Raw genomic sequence first — 11,713 nt, forward strand, 5'->3', positions numbered from 1 at the left:
CTATCCCTCCCAGGTGGAAGGGAGCGTAACGTCCACGCCGCCGGGGTAGATCGATCGATAGAGCTCGGGCAACTGGTAGGTTTCGACCTTGTCGTAGACACCGCAGAGGGTCATGAGTCTTCTCAGGGCGCCGTCCTCGGTTCTGGGACCTCCCCCGGCCATCTCATGGAGTGATGTCTCGAAGACAAAGTCACCGCGAGTGAAGTTGGTGGCGCACCCCCCTACCTTGTGGTGCTGCTCTAAAAGTAAGACCTTGAGCCCGTTCGAGGCAAGATGGGCGCCCGCAGAGAGACCGCCCATTCCACCGCCGATTATAATTACGTCGTAATCGGCCTCGAAATCGGGAGCCTTTGTCTTTCCACAGCCCGTTATCAAGGATAGAGACGCCGAGACGGCAATTGTTAGAATAATAAACAGCCATCGATTCTTTTTAATCATTTTAAACCCCTTTTATATTTTGCTATTATTCAATTCCTTCCATATCCAGTATAAGTCTCGATCCCATGTAACCGTTTATCTGGGCGGGGCCAACACCGTGCCAGGCCTTAGTCCAGCTTCCAGCTATGAAAAGGTTATCTATGGGTGTATTGTTCGGTATCTTCTCCCACTGCTCGGTATCCAGGTAAAAGCCGTAGGGTATGCCGTGATAGTTCTTGGTGAACTCCTCGATCGTTACAGGAGTCATTATCTCCATGACCTCTATGTTTTTTTTGTCCTTCAGCTCGGGGATTACGTTGGCCGCAAGGTTTATCAGCTCCCATGCCTTCTCCTCTTTCATTTTCTGATACTCTTTCCTGTCCTTGGGCCAGATGTCGTAATCGGAGTACTCGAGGAGCGCGACCACCGACTTGCCCTTAGGGGCGTAGATTGGGTCGCCGTAGTTGGAGTAGATGGTAATTGATGCCATCCCCTCGGCGAAATTTCCCTCCATCATATTTTTATATACGAGCGTCGTATCCGTGCTTGTGTTGTAGAATATCTCGGTGTCCGTGTAGCCGAGCTTCTTGAGGTCGATGTTCAACCCAAGGTACGTCACAAAGAGGGAGTTTGCCGGCTTGAGGGATTTTATCCTTTCCACGTACTTCTTCGGGAAGTTCTCCTCGCCAGCGAGTTTAAAGACAAGCTGGTACGGGTCGGTGTTGGCCAGGACGTATCTGGAGGTGTAGACATCGCCGTATTCAGTTTTGACGCCCCTGGCTAAGCCGTCCTCGATGATGATCTCGGTCACAAGGGTTCCGGTCTTGACGACGCCCTTGTTTTCTTCTATAAGCTCTTTATATGCATTGGCCAGCGCCTGAGATGTGCCCTTGATGTGCCAGACGCTGTCGCTTAAGAATGCGTCGGTTGCGGCCAGGGTCAGAAGTGCGAGTTGATCGTTAGCGGGTGCTCCATAGTAAACCCAGAGCTGGGAGACGACGGCCTTGAGCCCCTCATCGGTAAAGCACTCGTCCATAAGCTCGGTCAAGGTCTTCTTGCTCCACGTCATCAGCGACTTGTGTTTCAGGGGCACGGACATCTTCGTCTTAAAGGCCTTGAAGCCTGTGTAGCGATAGAGGTCTTTTATGGCCAGAATGTCGCTGTAGGTGGTGGATGAAAGCTCGTGGAATTTTTCTATCCCCGCGGCCTCCTCCGGCCACCTCTCTTTCAGAGTGTTGTCCCATTCCTCCCATGTTGTGGGCATTATAATGTCGACGTCCACGGTAGGATAGATGGAGCGGTAAAAATCGGGGAGCTCGTAAATATCCACCTTGTCATATACACCGCAAAGTTTCATTACCGTGCCCAAATCCCCCCTGTTCATCTCGTGAAGGGCGACCTCGAACGTGAAATCGCCTCTGGTGAAATTGGTCGTACAGCCCCCCACCTTGTGGTGCTGTTCCAGCAGGAGCACCTTTAGGCCGGCGTTGGAAAGGTGGGCGCCAGCAGACAGTCCCGCCATTCCTCCGCCTACGATGATTACGTCGTAATCCGCCTCGAATGCAGGGGGCTTCTTCTTGGCGCATCCAAAATTGAATATAAGCGCCGTTGACAAAGATATCGCAAAAAGAAGTAGAAAAAGATATTTCTTTCTCATAAAATCAACTCCTTCAGATACATTGACTCGTCGTATATAAATAACATCTCATTTGGTTTTTTCCAGCATCTTCTTGACCCTGGACTGAAAAAGCCTCCTCAGGATATAGCTTCTCAACTCGTCTGCCATCTCCGACATCCTGGCCGTAATCCTGATGTTTTCATCCCTTGATTTTCCCGAGACGACCCTCTTCCTCAGCTTTATCTCTTCCTCGACGATCTTTTCACCGTGATCGATGTAGAACCTCACGTCGTTGATATCCATCTTGAGCTCCTTGAAGCCCCACACTATATGTCTCGCGAAATTGAGGTCCTCGTGATTGTATGGTTTTTTGCCGCCCTTGTTGTATGGAATTAGGATGTTCATGGCCTCGGCCCTTTTCAGGAGCTCTTTATCCATCCCCGAAGCCTTGATAAACTCATCCCTGTCCATCAGCTCGGGCTCACCATGGGCCTTTGGGCTGAAGATCGCGTCCCTCAAGGATATGAGACCGTTCAGGTTCGCCCCGTTGTCGATGCTCTTGATTATACTCCTTATTACGGAGAGAGGGTAATACTTTTTCTCCTTGAGCTCTATTACAAGGGCAATACGATCGATGCAGGATTCGTCGTAATAGGACATCGATTTATTGACCTTTTCAGGCTTGGGCAAAAGCCCCTCCTTGACGTAGTACCTGATAGTGGATTGGGGGACTCCGGTTATCTTTTCCAACTCGCTGATTTTTAAAGACATATATAATATGTTGGAATCTTTAGTTGTTTTTAAGAATTCTAATCTGAAGTTTGAAGTTAAGCTTGAGGCAATAGTATAAAAATGTCTCCATTATGTCAAGCCATTTTTGTTTTAAAAGTATAAAAGAAAAAGGTTGAAAATAGGTTGAATATATCAAGTAAAAGTGTTAACAAAGAGGGGGTGAATAATAAACGGTATTTATAAGGGGCAAAAAATGTATCTCGAAAAATTCAGGCTCGACGGAAAGACGGCCATTGTAACTGGCGGGAGCAGGGGGATAGGAAGGGAGATAGCCCTGGCGTTGTCGGAAGCCGGGGCAAACGTTACGGTCGCAAGCAGGAAACTCGAAGCCTTAAAGGAGGTCGTGGCGGAGATCGAGGCAGACGGGGGAAAGGGGCACGCCGTTTCCGCCCACGCCGGGAATCTTGAGGCCCTTGAGAGCATAGTAAACGAGACCGTAGAAAAATTCGGCTCGGTGGATATTCTTGTCAACAACGCCGCCATAAATCCGAAGTTCGGGCCCGTGGAGGATATGGACGAGGCGCTCTTCAACAAGATGATCGATGTAAACCTTAAGGCATATCTGTTTTTGAGCAAAATGGTCCTCGGCCCGATGGAGAAGGCGGGTGGAGGATCTATAATCAATATTTCGTCGATAGAGGCCTTTTCACCTTCCTTCGGCACAGGCGTTTACAACATCACAAAGGCGTCTGTGGTGATGCTGACAAAGGTTTTGGCAAAGGAGTGGGCCTCGAAAAATATCCGCGTAAACACCATAGCCCCAGGATTGATAAAGACCCATTTCTCCGAGATGCTTTGGAGCGCCGATGAGATACTAAAGATATATCTGAACCACTGCCCGATGGGAAGGATAGGCGAGGCTTACGAGGTGGCCGGGCTCGCCCTCTTTCTCGCATCGAACGCGTCGAGCTACACGACGGGCACGATATTGACCGCGGACGGCGGTTACCTGCTTTAGACGATTTTGATTGAATTTCGGCGGAAAGACGCAGTTACTATGGATGATTTTAAAGGCGAGCTGAGGGAGTTCTTTTCAATTGAACGCGTTGGATTCGGAGTAGCTGATATAACGGGACATCATCCCCTGTCCGGGGAGTTTCCGAGGGCATTGTCGATATGTTTGCCATATAAATATTGGCAGAGATTCAATGTCTATAATGAAGAGCGATTTCACGAGCTGTTGGAGGAAACACGTGCCATAATGGGCGAAACCATAAACAGGCTCTCCGGACTGCTGAAGCTAAACAGCGGAGTGATAAAACATATGATTGTCCCTCAAGTGGGGCAGGATCCCGAGACACCCTTATGGCTCTTTTCCCCCACAAGCTCGCGGCGGTGCGCGCAGGTCTGGGATGGATCGGCAAAAGCTCCCTTCTGATTACGAGGGAACACGGCCCCAGAGTATACCTCGCAACCGTACTTGTCGACTGCGATATCGAGCCGGACAGGCCTGTCTTGGAAAGCGGATGCGGAGGCTGCACCGCCTGCGTTGAAGCCTGTCCATATCTCTGTATAAAAGACCTGAATTGGCATTCCGGGACGCCGAGGGAAGAGCTCTTGGACGTTTACCTCTGCAACGCTAAAAGGGAGGAAGCTATTAAGTCGAAGGGACGAAAGGACGAATGCGGCCAGTGTCTGCTGGCCTGCCCCTACGGGAAGGGCGCTTAGTTATGAAGAATCTCCGATTACATTTTAGAAAAACTTAAAACAATCGATGACTACTTATGTCTCTTATTTATTAAGCTGACTTAAGCTGTCTCTGTAGATTTAGTTAATCAGTTGTGCTTTTATACATCCAGTTTTGGCCATTGATTATAACCAATAGCAGGATTATTAGACTTAAATTTTCGGATAAATTTAATTTCCTTTTTCGTAACCTCCATACGAGATGCAGATTCAGATTCCCAAAGGATTTCTTTACGAATTGTAAAATCGCGTCGCTGTTCACGAGTAAAATCTTTTTCTATTAGTCTACTTAAAGCACTGCCGAAATAATTGATACTGTCTGTTCGGTCTTGTCCAATATATATTTTGCCATTGGGATATGTGATTTTATATATGACATTCATTTGTTTTAATAATTATAAGTGTCGATAATCAATAGGCAAAAAAGTATTAAAATATGAAATTCCTAAAGAGCCTCATTTTACGCCACCCAACACTCCATTAAGCCGCCATCCCACCCGCAGATAACTTACGCCTCTTACCGTTTTTTCATACAACCTACTTTACACTGTCACCCGTTTTCACCACGCCCACTGCCATTGACAACGCCCACCGCCATGTACTAACCGATCCTTCCGCCGCCAACCCCCTGAATCCCTCATCCTCCCTCTTGCTACTTCCCAACCACACTTAACAAATGAAAGCTTTTAGTCAAAGTTCCTAAAAAACCCCTACGCTCATTAATCTGCTGAATCGGGGTTGATTCTTACGGCGGTTTCATGTTCCCATGAATCGCCGTCCGATATGGGCTCGTAGTCATCGAACCAGTAAGCCTTCGGATTGCTTCTGCACATGATGAGGCGGTTGTAATCGTCCGGATTCACCGCCTGGTGATATTTGAAATATGTATATCCATCCCTCATCCCGACGACCTCGACCTTTCCCGTATCGTGGGACATGATGTATCTCGAACGCTTCGCAAGGCCGGATACGTGGGATTTAGCCTCCTCGAAAACCTCGAACGCCCGCTCGACCTCCACTGCGTACATCTCGTTTCCAATAACGGGTCTGCACTGGAAGATATAGTACGGCGGGACGCCCACATAAGAGAGAACCCTGAAGAGCTCCGCGAGGGTTTCGGGATCGTCGTTGACGCCCTTAATCATAGGGGTTTGATTTACGGTAAGGGCGCCGGCTCTCTTCAGCATGTTCAGGGAGTCTATCGATTCCTCCGTCAATTCCCTTGGATGGTTGAAGTGGACCATCATGTATATTTTCTTGTCTTTTGTGCTGTATTTACTGATCATCTCAAGGAGGGACGGGTCTTGGGTGATTCTCATAGGGTAAAAGGCGGGCATCTTTGACCCGATCCTGATGATCTTGACATGGTCTATCTCTCTGATCTGCCTGACGATGTTTCCGAGCTTTGGCGTGGAGAGCAGGAGAGGGTCGCCCCCGGTAAGAAGGACGTTTGTGATCTCCGGGTGATTGCGGATATATTCCAAGCCCTTGCTTACGTCCCTGACGACCTCCTCGTTGCCGCCGATGAAAAGGCGCTTCCTGAAGCAGAAGCGGCAGAATCCCCCGCAGATGTCGTTGACCAGCAGGAGCACCGTGGGGGTGTATTTGTGCTGAAGTCCAGGGGCCACCGTATATTGCTCCTCGTGGGAGGCGTCCAGCGTTCCCCAGTCCGTAAGCTCATCGAGATCGGGTATTATGATGCGGCGGATTGTATCTTTGGGATCTTTGAAGTCAATGAGGGAGAGGTAATACTCGTTGGCCCTGAACTGGAATTTATCCGTTACCTTTGTGAGATTTTCCCTCTCTGTCGGTGAAAGCCCTTCAACCCTGTTGATCTTTGTGATATATTTCGGCTTGATATTATTGCTATCTTGCTTCATATGTACCTCCTTCTCCAACTTACAAACAAAATGAGATTCGATGATGTCTGTTCCTAACCCTTAGATCAATATGCTAAAAGGGCAGATATCCTGATTGGTTTCCTCCAGTTTATTTACGAATTTTCAAGTATTAGCGTTCTGCTGGTCGATTAGAAAGCCTAACCAAATCATACGGGGATTCTTTTTGTGAAATGGTGCAGAATTTTTATGATTTATTTGTATTAACAATATAACAAGTTGAGAAAAAAATATCAAGGGAAAATGGAAAATTTTTTAAATTTTTTTACTGGACACATTTGGAGGCTATTTATTCCTTGACAAAGATTTCCTCTTTATATATCTTAATTATCAGGTGGGCGGTTAACTCAGCGGTAGAGTGCCATCCTCACACGGTGGAAGTCGCTGGTTCAAATCCAGCACCGCCTACCAGTAAAACCCCCCGGTCAAATTTCCGTCCTGTGAGTTGACGATTTGTCCGCAATGAATGGGGAAGATAGAAATCAAACTGTAACAAAGCATCTCTGGAATTAATGTTTAAATCGGCGGCTGTTTTCTTTAGTTATAATATTGGTACTGATTCAATTAATGGAGAAATGATATGTTTGGACTTGGAATTGTAGAATTAGTTATAATTCTTGTTGTTGCATTTTGCACTGTTTTCCTTCCTGTTTTGATTGTAGTATTATTGGTTATCAAATTGACCAATACATCAAAGAAAGAAGAAACAAAAGATAAAGATGCTGAATTTGAAGTTGCAGGGGATGAAGATAGAGATGTTGAGAAAAGTTGAAATATGTTTAATATTGAAAATACGCTAAAGAATTAAACGTACAGATTAATACCTTTTTAAAAGCCAAATTATTTACGCCCACCAAAACTGCCTCAATAAGTCTTTTCTTACCTTTAAAGACAACATAATCTCCAGATCATCCTTGAAAACAAACGTAAAGTCCCTGTTCAAGAAACGGGTCTTCGGTGGCTACCATGTGCGACTTGAGAAAGTACCCTCATTTCTCCCCCATCATATTTTTTAGTAAAAAAGGCGGGTTTTACCTTGACATCTTGCGGTCGCCTAACTATAATCTGACCCCTTAATAACCGGAAGGGGAGGGGTGTTATGGCACGTGTTGTAATTATTGGATCGGGTGTTGCCGGCCTTACGGCCGGGGCCTATATGGCAAAATCGGGGCATAAGGTAAAGATTTTCGAGCAGTTTGATAATATCGGAGGCGTCACCGCCACGCTGCACAAGGACGGGTATTCGTGGGACCTGGGGCCGATGCTTCTTCAGGGCTTCGGGCCCGGGGAGCTGGGTGGAGACATCTTGGAGGATCTCTCGATATCCGACAAGGTCACACTCGTCAGGGACGACCGGGGCATTGTTATGCCCGATTTCGAATTATGGAAGCCTCACGAGTACGGAGGCCCCCATTGGCGCAGGGATTACCTGAAGGACGTCTTTCCCGACGAGGCCGAGGGCCTTGACCGCTATTACGAGTTCTACGACCGGATGATGGATCTCATGGCCTTAAACTACCGCGCAAGCAGGGAATCAGGCCCTAAGAAGCTTTTTCTGAAGCTCTGGATGTTGTGGATTTTCAGGAAAGTGAAACAGATGCAGGGCTGGTCTGCTGAGGACGTGATGAACCACTTCTTCAGGGGGCCGGAGTTAAAAGGACTTTATACCGGAATTCTCGCCGATTTCGTTGTTCGTCCCAGCCAGTTTATGGGCCTTGCCGTACCGGCCGTGAATATCGAGACCGCCTTCGACAAAAGGATCCCCCTTAAGTATACTGCGGCGGGAAAGCGTCCCAGCTATCAGTACATCATAGGCGGATGTGAAAAGCTCGTCAAGGTTCTGTCCGAAGTCGTTGTCGAAAACGGGGGGGAAATATTCACCAACTCTCTGGTGACAAAGATCCTCACCGATGGGGCAGAGGTTAGCGGCATCCGACTGAAAGACGGACACGTTGAGTCCGCCGATCTCGTCATCGCCAGCGGCGGCGCCCGGGAGACCTATTTCGGACTTCTCGGAAAAGAGCACCTCCCTCAGGATTTTATAGACAGGGTTGACGACACCCCCCTGATGGAATCGGTCCACATGGTTCATCTCGGGATCGATTTTAACACGTTGCCCTACCAGAGGTCCGCTCTTTGTTACTACTACGGCACATACGACGTGGAGGGCGCGGTGGACAGGTGCAAGAATAGAGAATACCACGAGGGGAGGGACGGATTTCTCATCTACGTCCCGTCGCTTCACTCACCGGAGATGGCGCCTAAGGGTCATCACGCCGTTACGGTCTACACAATAGCCCCCAACAATCTTTCCTCCGGGACGTGGGAGGATCGTAAGGAGGAGCTTACCGACAAGCTCCTCATCGAGGCGGAGAAGATCATCCCAAACTTAAGGAAGCGCGCTAAGACGATGGTCATTATGACGCCCGAGGACTTCAAGAAGCGGGTCCGCGTCGACTATCACGGCTTCGGCGGAAGGTCTCCGGTAATGGGGAAGAAAGGAGGCCCGCACAAATCGCCGATTACCGGCCTCTGGTTTGTGGGAAGCCAGAGCGAAAAGGAAGGGGGAGGAGTATGTGGAACCATGGCTGCCTCCAGGAAGGTCGTAGGCATGATCAAAGACGAGGGCCTGATTTGAGGTTATTTTATCCAAGTCCTTATGGCTCTTAGGATATTTGTACTAAAATGTTCTTGCAAATTTAACAAAAGGAGTTTTTAATGACTTTAGACACCTTGCGGGAAAAACTTACCGTTAAAACGAAGCTGCTTTACGGAGTGGCCGAGTTTGCTGTCTCGATGATGCACTCCGCCGTGCAGTTCTTTCTGATGTTCTATTACACCGACGTCGTGGGAATCGATCCCGCCATAGCGGGAACGGCCCTTTTAGTGGGAAAACTTACTTGGGACGCCGTAAACGATCCACTGGTTGGACTTATCTCTGACAGAATGCAAACTCGTTTCGGCAGGAGGCGGCCCTTTCTGATCCTAGGCGCCATCCCATACGGGATCAGTATATGGATCATCTTCTCAACACCGTCCGGCCTTACAGGCGCAGCGGCTTTTTTCGCGGTTATATTCACGTTTTTACTCTTTGACACGTTTCATACAGCCATCAGCGTGCCCTACTACGCCATGACGCCGGAGCTTACCCACGATTACGATGAACGGACCAGCCTCACGGCCTACCGGAAGATCTTCGGAGTTACAGGATATATGGCCGGCGCCATTCTCACAGGTCTTGTGGCAAGCATATATCAAAATAGTTTTGGATGGACTGCAAAAACCGCCTACAGTGGTATGGGGGCGACCTTCGGAGTAATTAGTATAATCGTGGTTCTTATCACGGCTCTCACGGTCAAGGAACGCTCCCCAGCTGAGGTAAAACCCTCGGAACTCCCCTTAATTGATTCCGTCAAAATTACTTTAGGCAACAAACCGTTCATGCGGCTTGTTCTGGCTTTTGTCATCAGCAGTTACAGTTTCACATTAATGACCGGGTTCTTCATATATTACATGAAGTACTACCTGCTTATGGAAGAGAAATTCTCCCTGGTTATGGCGATAATGATGGGGGCTTTACTGATATTTCTCTTCTTCTGGAAGTGGGTATCGGACAACTGGAATAAAGGGCCGGCCTATGCCCTGGGTCTTTTTATCGCTTGCGTGTCGATCACCGTGTGCTTTTTTCTCCCACATAAGCCGACGGCTGCTATCTACGTGATTGCGTTCGTTGTCGGTTTTGGATTTTCCAGCCAGTACGTCTTCCCCTGGAGCATGCTTCCCGACTGTATTGAGCACGATCAGAAGAAAACCGGTGAAAGAAGGGAGGGAGTTTATTATGGAGTCTGGGCGTTTTTGATGAAATTCGCAAGCGCAGCGGGCGTAGCTTCTATTGGCTGGGTGCTCAAGCTCTTTGATTATGCCGCTCCCCTTAAAGGAAGCGATGCATTCGTTGAACAGTCGGTCAAAACTCTTCTTGGAATGCGCCTCTTCTTCGGGCCGATTCCCGCAATCATCATGGTCGCGAGCCTTCCGCTACTCATATGGTTTCCCATAACACGTTCGACTCACAGAGACCTCAGGGTCGAGCTTGGTGATATAAAGTAGTGTAGAAGCAGAGTTTTAACTTGCTGCAAAAATATGGCCTGCAATGACTCGGCGGGGATGTCGGGTTGTTGCAGGCCAAAGTATTTGATTGTCTATCTAGTCCAGCACCGCCTACCAGTAAAACCCCCAGGTCAATTTTTTTTCAATAGGGGTTGGGCAGGCCAATTTCCAGCACCGCTTTCATCGCGAACGAACGTGGTTAAGCGCGGCGACCTGATTAGTAAAGCAACCGGCATTTCTCATAATCTTCTATTTTGACTACCTAACCGGAAGACGCGATCCGATTGCTTCGTCCGTGTTTTACAAGAGGCCAGACAAGGGGGCAGACAAGGGGGCAGACAATGGGCAGACAAGGGGGCAGACAAGGGGCTTAAGCCCCTTGTCTAGTAGGTAATGAAGCAATCGCGTGTTTAGGTAGAAATAAAATGTACTGTCATTCCCAACTTGATTGGGAATCTATACTGTCATTCCCGACCTGATCGGGAATCCAGCCTGTCCCCGCGTATGTGGGGGTAAATATCAAGCTGGATTCCCGCTTTCGCGGGAATGACATCTGTTTCTGGATTCCCGCTTTCCAAGGTAATGACAAATATTATTACGTCACTTCTTCAACTCTTTGCAGGCATCCTCCTCCTCGCCGTCGCAGGCCTTCTTGAAGTCGGCCCGGGCCTTGGCCGTTTCGCCCATCGCCTTGTAGTTCAGCCCCCGGGTGTAATAGAAAAAAGGGTGTTCTTTAATATTTATCGCCTTGTTTATATCCTCCATCGCCTCTTCATATCTCCCCAGCTCCCTGTACACGTTGCTCCTGCTGTCAAGGGTATTCGCATCGTTTGGCATTATGCGAAGCGCAACCGTGATGTCCTCCAGCGCCTTGTCGTACTTTTTGGTAAGGTAATAGACCCAACCCCTGCCGTTGTAGGCATCGGCAAAATCCGGGTCGATACTGATCGCCTTTGTGTAGTCCGCTATCTCCTCGTCGTATCTCTTTAAATTATCGTATGCAAGCCCCCTGTTTTTGTAGGCCATGGCAAAATTCGGGTCGATACTTATCGCTTTGTTGTAGTCCTCTATCGCTTCGTTGTACCTTTTCAAATAACTGTATGCATTCCCCCTGTTATTGTAGGCATCGGCATAATTCGGGTCGATACTTATCACCTTGGTATAGTCCGCTATCGCCTCGTTGTATTTCTTCAAA

Annotated in this window: 10 protein-coding genes and 1 tRNA gene; 6 read left to right on the forward strand and 5 right to left on the reverse strand. The window is 48.3% G+C overall.

The genetic code is table 11. The annotated features are described in order from the left end of the window. Genes JW984_05225 through JW984_05235 form a run of 3 tightly spaced genes read right to left on the reverse strand, consistent with a single transcriptional unit; the run spans position 1 to position 2,806 of the window. Positions 1-438, reverse strand: coding sequence for an NAD(P)-binding protein (locus JW984_05225; protein ID MBN1572583.1), 438 nt, complete (start codon positions 436-438; stop codon positions 1-3). Positions 439-463: 25 nt separating this feature from the next. Further along, positions 464-2,074: an NAD(P)/FAD-dependent oxidoreductase gene (locus tag JW984_05230; protein MBN1572584.1), complete on the reverse strand. Its 1,611-nt coding sequence runs from the start codon at positions 2,072-2,074 to the stop codon at positions 464-466. Between the two features lie 48 nt (positions 2,075-2,122). After that, complete coding sequence (locus tag JW984_05235; protein MBN1572585.1) at positions 2,123-2,806, reverse strand: MerR family transcriptional regulator; 684 nt, start codon at positions 2,804-2,806, stop codon at positions 2,123-2,125. A gap of 214 nt (positions 2,807-3,020) precedes the next feature. Here JW984_05235 and JW984_05240 point away from each other — a divergent pair, with 214 nt between their 5' ends. Further along, positions 3,021-3,785: a glucose 1-dehydrogenase gene (locus tag JW984_05240; protein MBN1572586.1), complete on the forward strand. Its 765-nt coding sequence runs from the start codon at positions 3,021-3,023 to the stop codon at positions 3,783-3,785. A gap of 347 nt (positions 3,786-4,132) precedes the next feature. Next, on the forward strand, positions 4,133-4,495 hold the full coding sequence (locus JW984_05245) for an epoxyqueuosine reductase (protein MBN1572587.1): 363 nt from the start codon (positions 4,133-4,135) through the stop codon (positions 4,493-4,495). A gap of 737 nt (positions 4,496-5,232) precedes the next feature. Here JW984_05245 and JW984_05250 read toward each other — a convergent pair. Then, positions 5,233-6,372 (reverse strand): KamA family radical SAM protein, encoded by a 1,140-nt coding sequence (locus tag JW984_05250; GenBank protein ID MBN1572588.1) that lies wholly within the window; start codon positions 6,370-6,372, stop codon positions 5,233-5,235. 375 nt (positions 6,373-6,747) lie between these two features. Between JW984_05250 and JW984_05255 the strand changes: the two genes are divergently transcribed. The 4 genes from JW984_05255 to JW984_05270 all read left to right on the forward strand — a co-directional run bounded on the left by JW984_05255 (position 6,748) and on the right by JW984_05270 (position 10,518). Then, positions 6,748-6,822, forward strand: a tRNA-Val gene (locus JW984_05255). A 169-nt stretch (positions 6,823-6,991) separates the two neighbouring features. Beyond that, positions 6,992-7,183 carry a hypothetical protein gene (locus tag JW984_05260; protein ID MBN1572589.1) on the forward strand — a complete coding sequence of 64 codons (192 nt, stop codon included), beginning with the start codon at positions 6,992-6,994 and terminating at the stop codon, positions 7,181-7,183. A 327-nt stretch (positions 7,184-7,510) separates the two neighbouring features. After that, the gene (locus JW984_05265; protein ID MBN1572590.1) at positions 7,511-9,049 is read left to right on the forward strand and encodes an NAD(P)/FAD-dependent oxidoreductase; all 1,539 of its coding nucleotides are present in this window, start codon (positions 7,511-7,513) and stop codon (positions 9,047-9,049) included. A gap of 80 nt (positions 9,050-9,129) precedes the next feature. After that, on the forward strand, positions 9,130-10,518 hold the full coding sequence (locus tag JW984_05270; protein MBN1572591.1) for an MFS transporter: 1,389 nt from the start codon (positions 9,130-9,132) through the stop codon (positions 10,516-10,518). A 600-nt stretch (positions 10,519-11,118) separates the two neighbouring features. Here JW984_05270 and JW984_05275 read toward each other — a convergent pair. Further along, positions 11,119-11,713, reverse strand: a 595-nt coding sequence (locus JW984_05275) for a tetratricopeptide repeat protein (protein ID MBN1572592.1), incomplete at its 5' end; no start/stop codon positions are given.

Origin of the sequence: Candidatus Zymogenus saltonus (genome assembly GCA_016929395.1) — a bacterium.
GTDB lineage: Bacteria > Desulfobacterota > Zymogenia > Zymogenales > Zymogenaceae > Zymogenus > Zymogenus saltonus.